This is a genomic window from Streptomyces sp. NPDC032721 (assembly GCF_055579625.1).
In genome coordinates this window covers 273,178-289,365 of the sequence record NZ_JBVIMX010000007.1, presented here as the reverse complement: position 1 = coordinate 289,365, position 16,188 = coordinate 273,178, and the positions used below count along the sequence as shown (strand labels likewise).

The 16,188-nt window shown below is 71.6% G+C and carries 15 protein-coding genes; 7 read left to right on the top strand and 8 right to left on the bottom strand.

The window, feature by feature from the left end; translation table 11 throughout:
• Positions 1-31 precede the first annotated feature (31 nt).
• A complete protein-coding gene (locus ACZ5PB_RS17315; protein WP_468691951.1) occupies positions 32-958 on the bottom strand; it encodes a cyclase family protein in 927 nt (308 codons plus the stop codon).
• An 86-nt stretch (positions 959-1,044) separates the two neighbouring features.
• On the opposite strand from ACZ5PB_RS17315, the gene ACZ5PB_RS17310 reads away from it, so the two are divergent.
• Genes ACZ5PB_RS17310 through ACZ5PB_RS17300 form a run of 3 tightly spaced genes read left to right on the top strand, consistent with a single transcriptional unit; the run spans position 1,045 to position 4,512 of the window.
• The gene (locus ACZ5PB_RS17310; protein ID WP_468691948.1) at positions 1,045-1,965 is read left to right on the top strand and encodes an SDR family oxidoreductase; all 921 of its coding nucleotides are present in this window, start codon (positions 1,045-1,047) and stop codon (positions 1,963-1,965) included.
• A 52-nt stretch (positions 1,966-2,017) separates the two neighbouring features.
• A complete protein-coding gene (locus ACZ5PB_RS17305) occupies positions 2,018-3,466 on the top strand; it encodes an acyl-CoA dehydrogenase family protein (protein ID WP_468691946.1) in 1,449 nt (482 codons plus the stop codon).
• Complete coding sequence (locus ACZ5PB_RS17300) at positions 3,463-4,512, top strand: Zn-dependent alcohol dehydrogenase (protein WP_468691944.1); 1,050 nt, start codon at positions 3,463-3,465, stop codon at positions 4,510-4,512. The genes ACZ5PB_RS17305 and ACZ5PB_RS17300 overlap by 4 nt, the downstream gene beginning before the upstream one ends.
• Before the next feature lie 137 nt (positions 4,513-4,649).
• Here the strand turns inward: ACZ5PB_RS17300 and ACZ5PB_RS17295 are convergent, their stop codons facing one another.
• Positions 4,650-5,711: a GlxA family transcriptional regulator gene (locus tag ACZ5PB_RS17295; protein WP_468691942.1), complete on the bottom strand. Its 1,062-nt coding sequence runs from the start codon at positions 5,709-5,711 to the stop codon at positions 4,650-4,652.
• A gap of 71 nt (positions 5,712-5,782) precedes the next feature.
• On the opposite strand from ACZ5PB_RS17295, the gene ACZ5PB_RS17290 reads away from it, so the two are divergent.
• Together ACZ5PB_RS17290 and ACZ5PB_RS17285 are read left to right on the top strand one after the other, a co-directional pair.
• Positions 5,783-7,183, top strand: coding sequence for an MFS transporter (locus tag ACZ5PB_RS17290; protein ID WP_468691939.1), 1,401 nt, complete (start codon positions 5,783-5,785; stop codon positions 7,181-7,183).
• A 53-nt stretch (positions 7,184-7,236) separates the two neighbouring features.
• Positions 7,237-7,938, top strand: a complete 702-nt coding sequence (locus tag ACZ5PB_RS17285; protein ID WP_468691936.1) for a hypothetical protein — start codon at positions 7,237-7,239, stop codon at positions 7,936-7,938.
• Between the two features lie 217 nt (positions 7,939-8,155).
• Here ACZ5PB_RS17285 and ACZ5PB_RS17280 read toward each other — a convergent pair whose 3' ends face one another.
• The 5 genes from ACZ5PB_RS17280 to ACZ5PB_RS17260 form a co-directional block, all read right to left on the bottom strand.
• The gene (locus ACZ5PB_RS17280; protein ID WP_468692120.1) at positions 8,156-8,803 is read right to left on the bottom strand and encodes a flavin reductase family protein; all 648 of its coding nucleotides are present in this window, start codon (positions 8,801-8,803) and stop codon (positions 8,156-8,158) included.
• 124 nt (positions 8,804-8,927) lie between these two features.
• Positions 8,928-9,725 carry an enoyl-CoA hydratase/isomerase family protein gene (locus ACZ5PB_RS17275; RefSeq protein ID WP_468692118.1) on the bottom strand — a complete coding sequence of 266 codons (798 nt, stop codon included), beginning with the start codon at positions 9,723-9,725 and terminating at the stop codon, positions 8,928-8,930.
• A 175-nt stretch (positions 9,726-9,900) separates the two neighbouring features.
• Positions 9,901-12,144, bottom strand: a complete 2,244-nt coding sequence (locus tag ACZ5PB_RS17270; RefSeq protein WP_468691935.1) for an acetate--CoA ligase family protein — start codon at positions 12,142-12,144, stop codon at positions 9,901-9,903.
• 162 nt (positions 12,145-12,306) lie between these two features.
• Positions 12,307-12,957, bottom strand: coding sequence for a hypothetical protein (locus ACZ5PB_RS17265; RefSeq protein ID WP_468691934.1), 651 nt, complete (start codon positions 12,955-12,957; stop codon positions 12,307-12,309).
• 133 nt (positions 12,958-13,090) lie between these two features.
• A complete protein-coding gene (locus ACZ5PB_RS17260; protein ID WP_468691933.1) occupies positions 13,091-14,296 on the bottom strand; it encodes a flavin-containing monooxygenase in 1,206 nt (401 codons plus the stop codon).
• Positions 14,297-14,498: 202 nt separating this feature from the next.
• On the opposite strand from ACZ5PB_RS17260, the gene ACZ5PB_RS17255 reads away from it, so the two are divergent.
• Together ACZ5PB_RS17255 and ACZ5PB_RS17250 are read left to right on the top strand one after the other, a co-directional pair.
• Positions 14,499-14,948 (top strand): DoxX family membrane protein, encoded by a 450-nt coding sequence (locus ACZ5PB_RS17255; RefSeq protein ID WP_468691931.1) that lies wholly within the window; start codon positions 14,499-14,501, stop codon positions 14,946-14,948.
• Between the two features lie 11 nt (positions 14,949-14,959).
• On the top strand, positions 14,960-15,403 hold the full coding sequence (locus ACZ5PB_RS17250) for a Zn-ribbon domain-containing OB-fold protein (RefSeq protein WP_468691930.1): 444 nt from the start codon (positions 14,960-14,962) through the stop codon (positions 15,401-15,403).
• A gap of 71 nt (positions 15,404-15,474) precedes the next feature.
• Here the strand turns inward: ACZ5PB_RS17250 and ACZ5PB_RS17245 are convergent, their stop codons facing one another.
• A complete protein-coding gene (locus ACZ5PB_RS17245; protein ID WP_468691928.1) occupies positions 15,475-16,179 on the bottom strand; it encodes a pyridoxine/pyridoxamine 5'-phosphate oxidase in 705 nt (234 codons plus the stop codon).
• Between the last annotated feature and the right edge of the window lie 9 nt (positions 16,180-16,188).

Sequence of the window (16,188 nt, the reverse complement as noted above, 5' to 3'; positions counted from 1 at the left end):
CGCACGGGGCTCACTCGCGCGGCGGGCCGGGTCAGAGGATCGCGACCGGTGCGACCGGTGTCCCCGTTCCGCCGACGAACGGCTCCGGCATCGCCGAGAGCAGGAACCCGTACCGCTTCTCCTCCGCACAGGCTTCCGACAGCTCTTCCAGGTTCCAGTTCTGGCCCTGCAGCATCCCCATCTCGACCAGGTCGAGCGCGTGCACCGGCAGCCACAGGTTCTCGATCTCCGGGGGGAAGATCTCGAAGGTCAGGGTGTCGTTCGCGACCGCCGCCACGTCCCGCGCGTGGAACCATTCCGGCGTACGCACCGAGAGCCCCGGCGACGGGTACCCGTACCCGTTCCTGTCCCCGCCCAGGTAGACCTGTATCTGCCCGGTCCGTACGAGCACGATGTCGCCGGCGCGCACCGTCAGCCCCGCCAGCTCCTCGGCGGCCTCCAGGTCCTCGGGCGTGACGGCGTGGTCCCCGGCCAGCCGCTCCACCCCGCGCGCGCGGGCCACGTCCAGCAGTACGCCCCGGGACACCACGTGCCGGGCCTTCTCGATCCCGCTGAAGGCGGCCCCGGTGTGCGGGGTGATGCTCGTCGCGGGGCGGCCGTTGTAGATCTTTCCTGAGTGCGAGACATGGGTCAGGGCGTCCCAGTGGGTGCCGGCCTGGAGGCCCATGGTCACGGCGTCGTCGCTGGTGGCCACGGTTCCGGGGCCGAACAGCTCCTGGTTGATCTGCACCATCGAGTGCAGCGGATTGACCCGTCCCGGGATCATCCCGGTCTGTACGCCGTCCTGCTGGAGCGACAGCGCGAGCGGTATCCGGCGCCCGCCGCGGACGGTCTGCGCGGCGGCCCGCACCACCTCGTCCGTAATGAGGTTCAGCGTGCCGATCTCGTCCTCGGCCCCCCAGCGGCCCCAGTTGTTCACGCGTTTGGCGATGTCGTGGAACTCGGCGGGCAGTGACATTTGCGGAGCCTCCTGGGTCTTGTGCCGGAGCATCGGGATGGCTCTAAAATCTAACGGTCCGTCAGAAACCTTGGGAAGGCGTGGTGATGGGGAACTTCTTGACCGGCAAGGTCATAGCGGTGACCGGAGCGGGACGCGGGATCGGGCGGGCGGTCGCGCTGGCGTGTGCCGCGCAGGGCGCACGGGTCGTCGTCAACGACTACGGGGTCTCCATGGAGGGCTCCGAGCCCACCAGCGAGGTCGCGGCGGCCGTCGTCAAGGAGATCGAGGCGGCCGGCGGCACGGCGGTCGCGGTCGCCGACGACATCTCGACGATGGCGGGCGGCCAGCGGGTCGTCGACACCGCGCTGGCCGAGTACGGAAGCATCGACGGCGTCGTCTGCGTGGCCGGCATCCTGCGCGAGCGGATGCTCTTCAACATGTCCGAGGAGGAGTGGGACCCGGTCATCGCCACCCACCTCAAGGGCACCTTCACCCTCTTCAAGGCCGCCTCGGCGGTCATGCGCCGCCAGGGCTCCGGCACCCTCGTCGGCTTCACCAGCGGCAACCACCAGGGCAGCGTCGCCCAGGCCAACTACAGCGCGGCCAAGGGCGGCATCATCTCGCTGGTCCGCAGCGCGGCGCTCGGCCTGCACAAGTACGGGGTGACGGCCAACGCGGTGGCCCCGGTCGCGCGGACGCGGATGTCCGCGAACGTACCCATGGAGCTGAAGGAGATCGGCGAGCCGGAGGACGTGGCGGCACTGGTCGTCTACCTGCTCTCCGAGCGGGCGCGGGCCGAGAACATCACCGGGCAGGTGTACACGGTGGCCGGGCCGAAGATCGCCGTATGGGCACAGCCCAGGGAACTGCGGGCGGCGTACGCCGAGTCGGGTTCGTGGACGCCGGAGTCCCTCGCGGACTTCCTGCCGGGCACGGTCGGCACGGACCCGATGCCGATGCTGGCGCAGCTGGAGGCGATGCGGGAGGCGGCGAGCAAGGGGGAGCGGCCGAACGCGGCGGGGTAGGCCCGGCACTTCACCGGTGTGAGGCGGCGGCCATCAACTTGTGGGAGTGGTAGTGGACTTCGCGTTCGGAGAGGCGGACTCGGCCTTCCGCGCCGAGGCGCGCGAGTGGCTCGACGCACGGCTGGTGCCCTTCGCCGAAGCCCTGGGTGCGGGAGGCCCCGGGCGTGAGCACGAGGCGATGGAGGCGCGGCGGAAGTGGGAGCGGGAGCTGGGCGGGAGCGGCTGGATCGGGCTCGGCTGGGACTCGCCCGCGTACGCCCGCCGCCGGGCGACGCTCACCGAGCAGGTGGTCTGGGCCGAGGAGTACGCACGCTCCCGGGCGCCCGCCCGGCTCGGCCACATCGGCGAAAACCTCCTCGCGCCGACACTGCTCGCGTACGGGAGCGAGGCCCAGCAGGACCGTTTCCTCCCCGGTGTCGCGCGCGGTGAGGAGCTGTGGTGCCAGGGGTACAGCGAGCCCGGCGCGGGCTCCGACCTGGCGGCGGTGCGGACCAGCGCGGTGCGGGACGGCGCCGGCTACCGGGTGACCGGCCAGAAGGTATGGACCTCGCTCGCCCACGACGCCGACTGGTGCTTCGTCCTCGCCCGTACGGAAGCGGGATCGGCGCGGCAGCGCGGGCTGTCCTTCCTCCTCGTACCCATGCGGCAGGAGGGGGTGGAGGTGCGGCCGATCCGGCAGATGTCGGGCACGGCGGAGTTCAACGAGGTCTTCTTCGACGGGGCGCGGGCCGATGAGGTGGTCGGCGGCGAGGGCAACGGCTGGGCGGTCGCCACCAGTCTGCTCGGGTTGGAACGGGGGGTGTCCACCCTTGCCCAACAGATCGGCTTCGAGGCCGAGTTGGGGGAGGTGCTCGCGGTGGGGACCGACGATCCGGTGCTGCGGGCCGAGCTCGTACGGCAGTGGAGCGAGCTGCGCGTGATGCGGTGGAACGCGCTGAGGACGCTGGGGGCTTCGGGGGTGGGTGGCGTGGGTGGCGCGGGTGGCGCGGGTGGCGCGGGTGGGTCGGGCCGCGCGGGCGGACGGGGTGGCCCGGGCGGTCAGGGTGACTCGGGGGACTTGGTTGCGTCGAGTGTCGCGAAGCTGCTGTGGGGGCGGTGGCACCAGCGGCTGGGGGAGCTGGCGATACGGGTGAGGGGGGCGGGGGCGACGGTGGCGGCGGAGACGGTGGCGGGCGAAGTTGGTGGGGCAGGAGCGTCTGCGCTCGGAGCGTCCGCGTCCGGAGCGTCCGCGTCCGGACCGTCTGCGCTCGGGCCGTCTGCGTCCGGGCTGTCCGCGTCCGGGCCGTCTGCGCTCGGGCTGTCCGCGTCCGGGCCGTCTGCGCCCGGACCGTCCGCGCCCGGATCGGACGCGGCCTGGGAGTCGTACCGGCTGGACCGTACGCAACAGCTGTTCCTCTTCGCGCGGGCCGACACCATCTATGGCGGCTCGGACGAGATTCAGCGCAACATCATCGCCGAGCGCGTGCTCGGCCTGCCGAAAGAAGCGAGGGGATCGCGATGAGGGGTGTTGTCTTCGACGGCAAGCAGGTCGAGGTGGTCGACGACCTGGAGATACGGGACCCGGGACCCGGTGAGGTGCTGGTCGGTATCGGGGCGGCGGGGCTCTGCCACAGCGATCTGTCGGTGACCGACGGGACCATCCCCTTCCCCGTGCCGGTCGTGCTCGGGCACGAGGGTGCGGGTGTGGTGGAGGCGGTCGGTGCGGGTGTGACGCACGTGGAGCCCGGTGACCACGTGGCACTGTCCACGCTCGCGGGCTGCGGTGCGTGCGCGGAGTGCGACCGGGGGCGGCCGACGATGTGCCGCAAGGCCATCGGGATGCCGGGTCAGCCGTTCTCGCGGGGCGGCGATCCGCTCTACCAGTTCGCCTCCAACTCGGCCTTCGCGGAACGTACGTTGGTGAAGGCCGTCCAGGCGGTGAAGATCCCCTCCGACATTCCGCTCACCTCCGCCGCGCTCATCGGCTGCGGCGTCCTCACGGGCGTCGGCGCGGTGCTCAACCGGGCCAGGGTGGGGCTCGGGGACACCGTGGTCGTCATCGGGACGGGCGGCATCGGCCTCAACGTCATCCAGGGCGCGCGGATCGCGGGCGCCTCGGTGATCGTGGCGGTCGACACCAACCTGGCGAAGGAGGAGACGGCCCGTCGCTTCGGGGCGACGCACTTCCTCGGATCGGTGGACGACGTACGGGACGTCCTGCCGACCGGGGCCGATCACGTCTTCGAGTGCGTGGGCAGGACCGCCCTGATCCGCAAGGCGGTCGAGCTTTTGGACAGGCACGGGCAGGCGATCCTGCTGGGCATGACGGCGCCGACGGACGAGGCGACCTTCCTGCCGGCGGCGATGTTCCTGGACAAGTCGATCCTGGGCTGCCGGTACGGATCGTCCCGCCCGCAGCGCGACGTACCGCTGTACGCGGAGCTGTACCGGCAGGGGCGGCTGCTGCTGGACGAGCTGGTGACGGAGACGTACCCGATCGAGGACTTCGCGAAGGCGGCGCAGGACGCGGAGCAGGGGAGGGTGGCTCGGGGGGTGCTGGTCTTCTGAGACCCGCAGCGGCATCGGGACCCGCCGAAGGAGGGGGTGCCCCGGCCGGGCGGTCCTGGGGTCGGCCCATGAGCCATCACGCCCTCGCCGGTCGGCCCGTACTCGTGCCGGCCGGAGTTGGATTCTGGCGGGGGCGGTCAGGTGCTGTGGGGGCGGTGGCCGTCGCGGTCTCCGGCGAGGCTGGTGCGGAAGGTGCGGCGGTAGACCGTGGGCGGGACACCGAGTGCGGCCTGTAGGTGCTGGCGCATGGACTGGGCCGTACCGAAGCCGGATTCGTGGGCCACCTGGTCGATGGAGAGGTCGCTGGATTCGAGGAGGTGGCGGGCGCGTTCGACGCGCTGCTGGGTCAGCCACTGGCCGGGGCTGATGCCGACCTCCTCGCGGAAGCGGCGGGTGAAGGTGCGTACCGACATCGACTCCTGCTCGGCCATGTCGCGGAGCTGGATCGCCTCGTGGAGATGGCCGAGGGCCCAGGCGCGGGCTGCGGTGGTGGTCGCCAACTGCGGCTCGGGGACGGGGCGTTGGATGTACTGCGACTGACCGCCGTCCCGGTGCGGCGGTACGACGCTGCGCCGTGCCACGTCGTTGGCGATCGCGGCCCCGTGGTCCCGGCGGACCATGTGCACGCAGAGGTCGATGCCCGCGGCGACGCCTGCCGAGGTGAGCACGTCACCGTCATCGACGTACAGCACCTCGGGGTCGACGCGGACGGAAGGGAACAGGCGCTGGAAGCGGTTGGCCCAGTGCCAGTGTGTGGTGGCGGGGCGGCCGTCGAGGTATCCGGCCGCCGCGAGGACGAACCCGCCGGTGCAGATGGAGGCCAGCCGGGTGCCGGGGCGGACGTGGCGGAAGACCTCCGCGATCTCGGGCGGGAGCAAGCCGTCCTCGTAGAGCGTCGAGGGCTCGTACGCGGCCGGGATGAGGAGCGTGTCGGTGGTGGCCAGGATCTCGGGGCCGTGCTCGACGTAGAGGGAGAAGTCGGCCTGGGTGGGGATGAGCCGGCCGGGCGCGGTGCCGAAGGTGGTGACCTCGTAGAGGCGGGTGCCGTCGGCGGCGAAGGCGCGGCCGAAGATGCGGTGGGGGATGCCGAGTTCGAAGGGGATGACCTCGGGGAGGGCGAGGACGGCTATGCGGTGGGGGCGGCGGTGGTCCGGGTGGCTGAGCTCGGGACGGGCGCGTTCTGGGCTGTCGGAGGCCATGGCCCGATCGTAGCGAATGCTGTCCTTCGGGCCACTCGTTCGGGATGATCAGGGCCCGGATGCTGGTGGACGTGACGCAGACAAGCCCTCCTCAGCCGCCCGTGCAGGACGAAGTGCCCGTGCCCGCCGTGCCTGCCGTGCCCGCCGTGCCGCCCACGGACGCGGTCCCCGTGGCCGATGTTGCCCCCGTGGCCCGTGCGGCCACGCCCGCCAAGTCCCCCCGCTCCTCCCGTCGCCCGCGCATCCACCGGGCGTGGTACGTCGCCGTGGTCGCCTTCGTGACGATCATCGGCGCCGCCGCCTTCGCGTCGCTGCCCGGCCTGCTGATCGAACCGCTGCACAAGGAGTTCGGCTGGTCGCGCGGCACGATCGGCTTCGCGGTGTCGGTGAACCTCGCGCTGTACGGGCTGACCGCTCCCTTCGCCGCCGCGCTGATGGACCGCTTCGGCATCCGGAAGGTGGTCGCGGTCGCGCTGACGGTGATAGCCGTCGGGTCCGCGCTGACCGTCGTCATGACCGAGGCCTGGCAACTGGTCCTGTTCTGGGGCGTGTTGGTCGGCCTCGGCAGTGGCTCGATGGCGCTCGCCTTCGCCGCCACGGTCACCAACCGGTGGTTCGTGGCCCGCCGGGGCCTGGTCACCGGCATCCTGACCGCCGCCGGTGCCTCCGGACAACTGGTCTTCCTGCCCGTCCTCTCCTGGCTGGTCGAGCACAAGGGCTGGGAGCCCGCCGCGATCACCGTCGCCCTCACCTCGCTGGCCGTCGTCCCCTTCGTATGGCTGCTGCTGCGCGACCACCCGGCCGACGTGGGACAGGCTCCCTACGGTGCGGAGGAGTTCGTTCCGAAGCCCGCGCCGATCCCGGGCGCGGCACGGCGCGCGGTCAAGGTCCTCTTCTCCGCCGCCCGCACCGGCCCCTTCTGGCTCCTCGCCGGTACCTTCGCCATCTGCGGTGCGTCCACGAACGGGCTGGTCAAGACCCACTTCATCCCCGCCTCGCACGATCACGGCATGCCGGTCACCGCGGCGGCCGGACTGCTCGCGGTCATCGGCGTCTTCGACGTCATCGGCACGATCGCGTCGGGCTGGCTCACCGACCGCTTCGAGGCCCGCCGCCTGCTCGCCGTGTACTACGCGCTGCGTGGCATCTCGCTTCTCTTCCTGCCCATGCTCCTGGCGCCCACCGTGCATCCCCCGATGATCTTCTTCATCGTCTTCTACGGCCTGGACTGGGTGGCCACCGTCCCGCCGACCATCGCCCTGTGCCGCGAGTACTTCGGCGAGGACAGCGCCATCGTGTTCGGCTGGGTCCTCGCCTCGCACCAGGTGGGCGCGGGAGCCGTCGCCTTCCTCGGCGGCGTGGCCCGGGACGAGTTCGGCTCGTACGACGTGGTCTGGATCGCCTCCGGGGCACTGTGCGCGGCGGCGGCCCTGATGGCACTGATCATCCGCAAGGTGCCGAAGGTGAAGTGACGGAGACCCTGACAGGATGGTCCCTTGACCAGCAAAAACAGGGGGAAACCAGAATGAACACATCCAAACTGCGGGCCGCAGCCGTATGGGCCGTCGTCCTGTGCGGTACGACCCTGACGGCCTGCGGCACGGAGAAGGCGGGCGGCACGGGGAGCGTGGCCGCCGGCCAGGAGAAGGGCATCGTCTGCCCGGACGGCAGCACCCCGGACACGGAGACGGGCGGCGCCCCTGGCGAGGATCTGACCTCCGACGACATCGGCGGCACGGGCGAGGACCTGACCTCGGACGACGTGGGCGGCGCCGGGGAGGACCTGACCTCGGACGACATCGGCGGCACCGGCGAGGACCTCACCTCCGACCCCGCCGCCTCCGGGGACGGCCTTCCCGAAGGGCCGAGCGAGTGCTGGGGACCGGACGCGGGCCGGGACCGGTCGGGCCCGCCCCGGATCGACGGCGTACCAACTGTCGGCGCCCACCGCTGGTACGGCATGAAGGGCGAGTTCACCGACTACCTGAAGGCAACGCCCTCCACGACGGACGACGCTCTCCTGGAAGGCATCCGCATGGTCAAGATCCGCCTCCCCGAGACCACCAAGGTCATGGAGGCCCGCATCGCCTCAAGCTGCGGCCCCGAACGGGAAACCTGCGTCGCCCAGGCCAAGGCCTTCGCGGACTGGCGCCGAGCCAAATACGGCGACCACGGCCACGTAAAGGTCTACGGCACCGCCAAAACCTCCGCCGAAACCACCTGGTAACCGATCAGATGACGGTCCCCCGCCGAGCCCCTTCGCGCGGCGGAGCCGCTACGCCCCCGCCCCCGTGGGCGGCGGGGCCGCGCGCCGAGCCCCCTTGGGCGGCGGGGCCGCCCCCCCGGGGGCGGAACGGGCGGGCAAGGGGGCGGCCCCCAGCGGAGCCGAACCCCTGGGCCCCGCCCCACCTACACCTACGTACCGCTCCACCGCCCACAGCGGCTCAGCCCTCGAACCCCCCGAACACCCCGAACACCCCGCGATGAAACACGAGCGGCGCACCCCCCTCGCCCCCCACCCCCACCGCACTCAACGCCTCCACCCGCCCCACCACCATCAAATGGTCACCCCCGGTATGCACGGTCTGGATCGTGCAGTCGACCCACGCCGGCACACCGCTCAACCGAGGCGACCCCGTCACCGGCGCCGCGTCGTACTCGACCCCCGCGAACTTGTCCGCCCCGCTCTTGGCGAACCCGAGACACAGCTCCCGCTGGTGCGCCCCCAGGATGTTGACGCAGAAGACCCCGGCGCGGGCGATACGGGGCCAGGTCGTCGACGTACGGGCCACCATGAAGACGACGAGCGGCGGGTCCAGCGACAGGGAAGCGAAGGACTGGCAGGCGAACCCGGCGGGTGGTTCACCGTCCGGCCCTGACGTGCCCGGTGAGGTGACAACGGTGACGCCGCTCGCGAAGTTCCCCAGGACGCGCCGGAATTCGGCAGGATCAAGTGGAAGTCGTTCGTCCGCACCCACGGCCCTGAGATCGGGCCGGGGCAGCACGTCGACCGGCGTCGGCTCGGCGACCGTGGCGGCGCCGACGGACCTGAGGTATCGAACGGCGGTGGCCGCCATCCCAGCGTGTCCCATCACACCATCGATTAGAACTGACGCATCGTCAGATGGGAAGAGCCGTGAATGCCCCGCCGCACCCTCCGGAGCAACGACCCGCCGCACCCTCCGGAATAGGCAATCAGGACGCGACGGAGCCCCGCTAGAGCCCCCGATACCGCGGCGTACGCCGCTCCACGAAGCTGCTCACGCCCTCATGGGCGTCCGCGGTCGTCATGTTGATCTCCTGCGCCGCCGCCTCGGCGGCCAACGCGGCGGCGCGGTCCGAGTCGAGGGACGCGTTGACGAGCTGCTTGGTGAGGGCGAGGGCCCGGGTGGGGCCGGCGGCCAGACGTTCGGCCCAGGCGCGGGCGGTCTTCTCCAGTTCGCCGGCGGGGACGACCCGGTTGACCAGCCCGAGCCGTTCCGCCTCGGCGGCTGGGAGCGCGTCGCCGAAGAACATCAGCTCCTTCGCCCGCTGCGGGCCGATCAGACGGGGGAGGAGGTAGGCGCCGCCACCGTCCGGCACGAGCCCCCGCCGTACGAACACCTCGATGAAGGCGGCCTGTTCGGCGGCGATGACGAGGTCGCAGGCGAGCGCGAGATGCGCGCCGATTCCGGCCGCCGTCCCGTTGACGGCGGCGATGACCGGCTTCTCGCAGTCGAGTACGGCGGTGATCAGGCGCTGGGCCCCGAGCCGGATGACCCGGGCGACATCGCCGGGGACGCGGTCACGGGCGGGCCCCGACGAACCGTTCCCGCTGCCGCCCCGCAGGTCGGCCCCCGCGCAGAATCCCTTGCCGGTGGCGGTCAGTACGACGGCCCGCACGTCCGGGTCGGCGGAGGCCTCGAAAAGAAGTGAAATTATCCGTTCCCGCTGGTCAGCGGTGATGGCGTTCATGGCTTCGGGGCGGTTGAGGGTGATCCACGAGACTCCGTTGTCAGTGGCTTGGAGTATCAATGAATCCACGGAGAGTGACGGACGATCCGAGGAGGGGGAAGTCATGGCTGCACGGCTCCAGTTGGCGAGGCGTCACGGTCACGCGAAGGCGGGGGTGAAGGTGGGGATGAAGGTGGGGGAGAAAGTAGGGGAGAAGGCAGGGGAGAAGGCAGGGGCGTCCGAGGCGAGCACAGCGTCATCGGCAGACGGCCAGCGCGTCGAGCGCCACCGCCCCCTGTCCGCGCGGGAGGACCATCAACGGGTTGATGTCCAGCTCGGAGAGGGTGTCACCGAGCTCCAGGGCCATCCGCTGGACGCGCAGGACGACCTCGACGAGGGCGTCCACGTCTGCCGGGGGCGCCCCCCGGACTCCTTCGAGGAGGGGATGCCCGCGCAGCTCGGTGAGCATCGCCCGCGCGTCCGCCTCGCCGAACGGCGGGACCCGCACCGCCGCGTCCCCGAGGACCTCGACGAGCACGCCGCCGAGCCCGACGGTGACCGTCGGCCCGAAGAGCGCGTCGTGCCCCACCCCCACGACCATCTCCACGCCCCGCTCGACCATCTGGCAGACGAGGATGCCGTCGAGCGTGACTCCTTCGTACGCGGCGATGTCGGTGAGTTCGCGGTAGGCGTCGCGGACCTGGCTCGCGGAGGTCAATCCGACCTTCACCAGGCCGAGTTCGGTCTTGTGGGCGAGCTGGGGGCCGGAGGCCTTCATCACGACGGGGTAGCCGACCTGGGCCGCCGACCTGACGGCCGCGGCAGCACTCGTCACCAACTGCTCGCGCGGTACGCGAATGCCGTACGCCCGCAGCAACTGCTTCGCCGCGTGCTCGCTGAGCTGCTGGCCCGGACGCAGCAGTGCCTGCGCCTTGCGGAAGGAGGGGGACGGCGTGCGCGGCGCCTCGTCGAACGGCGACCGGTAGCCGGCCGTGAAGCGGTGGTGCTCCAGGTAGGCGCGTACGGCGGTGATGCAGTTGCCGAAGGTGCGGAAGGTGGCCAGCCGGGAGGAGCCGAGAAGGGTCTCGCGGTAGGCGTCCTCGGTGCCCACGGGCGATCCCCAGACCACGCAGATCAGTTTGTCCGTGGCCTCGGCCGCCTCCGCCAGGTCCTTGGCCAGCTTGTCGCTCATCGGCGGGAAGGGGCCGGTGATCGGACAGATCAGCACACCCACGGACGGGTCGGCCAGGATCGCGTCGATGATCTTCCGGCCGCGCCAGTCGCCCACCGGGTGACCACCGGTGTCGATGGGGTTCCCGACGCCCAGGTACTCGGGTATCCACTCGTGCAGCTCCGCCTGCTTGGCGGCGGACAGCGTCGGCAGGTCGAGCCCGGCGGCCGTCGCCAGGTCCGCGAAGTGCGCGCCCGTGCCGCCCGAGATCGAATACACGGCGACACCGTCGGCCAGCGGAGCGCGGGCGCGGGCCAGCAGGGCGGCGGTGTCCTGAAGTTCGTCGAGTCCGTCCACCCGGATCACGCCGAACTGCCGCATCGCGGCATCCACCACGTCGTCCGCGCCGGTCAGCTTCCCGGTGTGCGAGGCGGCGGTACGGGCCCCGGTCTCGGTCCGCCCCACCTTGACGGCCACCACGGGGACCTTGTTGCGGGCGGCCCGGTCGGCGGCGAGCAGAAAGGAGCGACCGTCCTTCAGACCTTCGACATAGGCGGCGATGGCCCCCACCTCGGGGAGTGAGGAGAAGTAGGAGATGAAGTCCGCGGTTTCGAGGTCCGCCTCGTTGCCGGTGGGCGCCCAGTGCGAGAGCCGCACACCGAGCTGCTGAAGGGAGAAGACGGGCCGGCCCTGGTGGCCGGACTGGGTGATCAGGGCGATGGCGGGACCGTCCAGATCCTCGCGGAAGTTCTCGAAGGCGTTGAGGTTGGTGTTGGGACCGAGGAGGCGCAGCCCGGAGTCGGTGGCCGCGACGGCGGCAGCCAGCTTCGCCTGAGCGGCAGCCCCTTCCTCCCCGGTCTCGGCGAACCCGGAGGCGAAGGCCACCGCGAACCTGACCTTGGCGTCGGCGAGTTCCCCGACCAGCGGCAAGGGGTCCTTGACCAGCAGCACGGCGAGATCGACCTGCTCGGGCAGGTCGGAGACGGAGGGCACACACGGCAGACCGAAGACGGACGTACGAGTGGGATGCACCGGGTGCAGACGGGCCCCGACCCGCTCGGCCCAGGCGATGAGCTGGCGGGTGATGCCGGTGTGGGGGCGCCCCTCGGCATCGGAGGCGCCGACCACGGCGACGGACTCCGGCCGGAAGAAGCGGTCCAGGTCGGGGACGGGGGAGTGCAGCGGCCGGCCGCTGACGTCCAGGTCGTCAGCCGTGGGGGTGGCCCGTGGCGCCGTGCCGTGGACGGCGGCCGACCGGGACTCGTCGCCGCAGGCCACCACGCGATGGCGGAGACCGGAGGTGAGGGTGCCGTGCGTTGATCCAAGCATCGCTGAGCCCGCTCCTGCCCGTTGGGGGACGGTCAATTCACTGACGCACAGTCAGATTACTGAATTGACGGTCCGTCAGGAACAGGTCGGGAGGTGCGGGTTCCGTGTACCGGTGCCCACTGTCGGGACGTGGGGCCCTTCGGCGCCCGCGCCCGAGGGCGGTCATCCTGCGGTATTCGCTCCGAGTGAGGGAGCCTGCTTCGGCGCCCTGTCCCGCAAGGTGTACCCGCCCTCGACCACCGGCATGTCGGCGGCCGGGGACATGCAACGGGTCAGCAGGGGCTCGCCCTTGAGGGTGGCGCCGGACAGGCCGACGTACGACGTGCCGTGCGCCGGGACGGACAGGCTCACGCCCATGCGGGTGTGCGGCTCCAGGAGCTTGGTCCAGGGGTGGTCGGGGCTGGTGCGGACGAGGCGGCCGGTCACGGTGGCGTTGGGGCCGCCCGTGGTGAGGCAGTCGACCTTGAACTCGCCCCAGGCGAGCTTGCCCTGCTGGAGGTGGGAGATGCGGAAGGTGCCCCAGGAGGCGGTGGGGACGCTGCCCCTGGCGTAGGTGGAGCGGGCGTTCACGGACACCCGTACCTCGTCCTCGCCGACCTCGTAACCCACCCGCGCCTCTCCCTTGAGGGCGGAGACGCGCAGGGGGGCGGGGCCGGGGGTCGTGGTGGTGCCCGGGGTGAGGGGGCCGACTGCGGCGGGTGGGGCGGCGGGGGCCGGTGCGGGTGCGGGGGCGGGGGCCGCGACCGCCGCCGGGGCGGCGATGGCGGCGACGACGGCGAGGAGGGCGGTGGCGCGCAGGGTCTGTTTCAGCATGGCAGGACTCCGGTCCAGGGGGGGGTGGTGGATGGCTGGCTGGCCGGCTGGTTCGTTCGCCGGTGCTTCGATCTTTGCCAACACCCCTGGGGAAGGAGTCGTTCGGAGGTGCTGGTCGCCTCCGCCGTACGGGCTAGCTGGTGGTCTGCTTGTCCAGGTCGCGGGAGATCGTGCGGGCGATGCGGGTCGCGTCCATGGCCATCTCGCGGAACATTCCGGAGATCGGGTTGGTGAAGCCGGTGAAGTGCAGGCCGGGGGCCTTCGGGGAGGTGGCGGCGCCGTTGACGGTCGGGCGGCCGTGGGCGTCGAGCACGTCCAGGTGGCCGACCAGGTCCTCCAGGGCGCGGCGGTAGCCGGTGGCGGCGACGACCGCGTCCGGGGCGAGCCGGGTGCCGTCCGCGAGGACCGCCTCGCCCGACTCCGGGTCGAAGGATTCGAGGGCGGCGACCGGTTCGACCTTTCCTGCCTGGACGGCGGCGATCAGGCCCACGTCCTGGACCGGGATGGCGCCCTCCTTGACCCGGGAGTAGAGGCCGGAGGTGGGGCGGGGCAGGCCGTGCGAGGAGAGGTTGGGCACGGAGACGCGGCAGACCACGTCCCCGGCCCGGTCCACCAGGCCCACCGGCAGGCGTCGCACCAGGATGCCGGTGCGCTGCGAGGGCCAGCCCGCCGTCGAGCGGCGCAGGATGTACGGGGCCGTGCGCACCGCGAGGCGGACGCGGGACGCGCCGCCCTCGACCAGGTCGACCGCGATCTCCGCGCCGGTGTTGCCGACGCCGACGACCAGGACGTCCTGGCCCTCGTACGGCTTGGCGTTGCGGTACGAGGCGGCGTGGACGAGCGTGCCCGGGTACGCGTCGGCGCCCGGCCACTCGGGCAGCCGGGGGGTGTGGTTGTAACCGGTGGCGACCACTACCGCCGAACCCGTCAGCACCCGCCCGCCCGTGGCGTGCAGCGTCCAGCCGGTGCCGCCGTCCGCCGCCGGTTCGATGCGTGACACCTCCACGCCCGTGACGATCTCCAGCTCGTGGAAGTCGGCGTACTTCTCCAGGTAGCGCACCACGTTGTCGCGCGAGACCCAACGCCCGAAGGAGCGCGGCATCTTCAGGCCCGGCAGGCCGGACAGGGCGCGGGTGGTGTGCAGCCGGAGCCGGTCGTAGTGGTTGCGCCAGGAGGCGCCCACCCGGTCGGACTTCTCCAGGACCACGGCCCGTACACCCCGCGCGCGCAGCGCCGCCGCCGCTGCCAGACCGCCTGGTCCCGCCCCGATGACGTACACCGGGCGGTCGTTGGTGGTGGCGATGCCGTGATTGCTGGGGTCGCTGGAGAGGGGGGCCATGAGTCGTGAGCGTAACCGCGTCGTCGCTTGATGGGTCTCGGACAAGGGTGGAATGGGTTGCGAATTGATCACGCGGAGTGGCGGAAGGGGTGGGAGTGGTGGCGTTTCGCCGTTCATCCGTGCCGCAGGGCTCTTGCGTACTGCCGCCACGTCCGTTGAACTGACGTACCGTCAGAAACGGAAATCTGGAAGGGGCCGTCCTGTGCAGAGCATCTGGCTCGGCGGTGCGGAGTGGCTGGCCGTGCTGCGGATCGGACTGGGGCTGTGGTGGCTGGAGAGCTGGCGCCACAAGGACAAGAAGGGCTGGTTCGAGCGCGGCACCGGCATCGCATGGGCGGCCGATGTGGCGGGCAAGCACAAGTGGCCCGTGGTGGGGAAGGGGTTCCAGCGTATCGTCGCGCCCCGGCCCAAAGTGATGGCGTACGTCGTCGTGTACGCCGAACTCGCCCTCGGGCTCGGGCTGATCGTCGGATTCCTCACGCCGATCGCCCTCGCCGCCGGGCTGCTGCTCAACCTCCTCTACCTCGTCCTCATGATCCACGACTGGGCCGAGCAGGGGCAGAACGCGATGATGGCGCTGATCTCCCTGGTCGCCCTCTTCGCGATGTCCTGGCAGACCTGGTCCCTCGACCACGCGATCGGACTCTTCTGATGACGATGGGTATGACGCCGAAGACGGATGCCTCCGTCCCCGACATCGACGCCTTCACCCGGCCCTACTGGGACGCGGCCGCCGAGGGGAAGCTGCTGATCCGCCGCTGCGCGGCCTGCGCCCGCGCGCACCACTATCCGCGCGAGTTCTGCCCGTACTGCTGGAGCGAGGACGTGAGCTGGGAACGGGCGAGCGGGCGCGCCGTGCTCTACACCTGGTCGGTCGTGCACCGCAACGACCTGCCGCCCTTCGGGGAGCGCGTGCCGTACGTGGCCGCCGTCGTGGACCTCGCGGAGGGGCCCCGGATGATGACCGAGGTCGTCAACTGGGACGATCCGGCAGGTGAGGTGAGGGTGGGTGCGGAGTTGGAGGTGGCCTTCCGGGAGGGCGAGGGCGGGACGGGCGGCGCCCCGGGGCGGGCGTACGCCGTACCGGTGTTCCGGCTCAGGGGGTAGCGGTCCACCGGTGCGGCGGGCTGACCATCAGGGTGGTGTTCCCGGAAGCCCCGGAGCTGCCGGGCGGGCCGTCACGGCCAGAGCAGGTCGCGGACCCAGGTCCCGGCGGTTTCGGCGGTTGTGGCTGAGCCGGTGTCCGTGTCCGTACGTCGATACCTCAGACGTACGTGCTGCCGCCGCGCGTCACCCTGGAAGAACTCGACCTCCGTGGCGGCCAGCGCATACACCGTCCAGGTGGGGGACAGGGCCGTCGGATCGGCCTGCGCCCGCTGCCAGGACGCGTCGGACGCCGCCGCCAACTCCTCGCGCGAGCCGAGGACATCGCTCATCCGCCCGGTGAGCGCCGCAGCCAGCGCCCCCGTCGAGCGGGCGTGCAGATCGGCCGCGCTCTGGGCCGGGGTGCCCGAGCTGACCTGGCCCTCGATCCGGATCTGGCGGCCCTGCACCGGCCAGTAGAAACCGAGCGCCGCGTCCGGGCGGGCGGCCAGTTCGCGGCCCTTGCGGCTGGTGCTGTGGGTGCCGAAGTGCCAGCCGTCCTCGTCGGCGTCGTGCAGCATGACGGTACGGACGGAGGGGCGGCCCGCCGCGTCGGCGGTGGCCAGGCTCATGGTGTGCGGCTCGGCCTGCCCGGCCTGTGCGGCCTCCCGCAGCCACGCGCGGAAGAGCGGCAGCGGCGAGTCGGGGGCGGACTCCGGGTCGAAGGACGGGAGGTGTACGCCGTCCCAGACCCGGAGCGAGTGGAGCAGCGCGCGGAATTCCTCGTGGGTCGTAGCCATGGAGTGATT

Coding starts and splice junctions, on each gene's coding strand:
- ACZ5PB_RS17315 (WP_468691951.1), bottom strand. CDS start 958: ATGTCACTGCCCGCCGAGTTCCACGACATCGCCAAACGCGTGAACAAC.
- ACZ5PB_RS17310 (WP_468691948.1), top strand. CDS start 1,045: ATGGGGAACTTCTTGACCGGCAAGGTCATAGCGGTGACCGGAGCGGGA.
- ACZ5PB_RS17300 (WP_468691944.1), top strand. CDS start 3,463: ATGAGGGGTGTTGTCTTCGACGGCAAGCAGGTCGAGGTGGTCGACGAC.
- ACZ5PB_RS17295 (WP_468691942.1), bottom strand. CDS start 5,711: ATGGCCTCCGACAGCCCAGAACGCGCCCGTCCCGAGCTCAGCCACCCG.
- ACZ5PB_RS17285 (WP_468691936.1), top strand. CDS start 7,237: ATGAACACATCCAAACTGCGGGCCGCAGCCGTATGGGCCGTCGTCCTG.
- ACZ5PB_RS17280 (WP_468692120.1), bottom strand. CDS start 8,803: ATGGGACACGCTGGGATGGCGGCCACCGCCGTTCGATACCTCAGGTCC.
- ACZ5PB_RS17270 (WP_468691935.1), bottom strand. CDS start 12,144: ATGCTTGGATCAACGCACGGCACCCTCACCTCCGGTCTCCGCCATCGC.
- ACZ5PB_RS17265 (WP_468691934.1), bottom strand. CDS start 12,957: ATGCTGAAACAGACCCTGCGCGCCACCGCCCTCCTCGCCGTCGTCGCC.
- ACZ5PB_RS17260 (WP_468691933.1), bottom strand. CDS start 14,296: ATGGCCCCCCTCTCCAGCGACCCCAGCAATCACGGCATCGCCACCACC.
- ACZ5PB_RS17250 (WP_468691930.1), top strand. CDS start 14,960: ATGACGCCGAAGACGGATGCCTCCGTCCCCGACATCGACGCCTTCACC.
- ACZ5PB_RS17245 (WP_468691928.1), bottom strand. CDS start 16,179: ATGGCTACGACCCACGAGGAATTCCGCGCGCTGCTCCACTCGCTCCGG.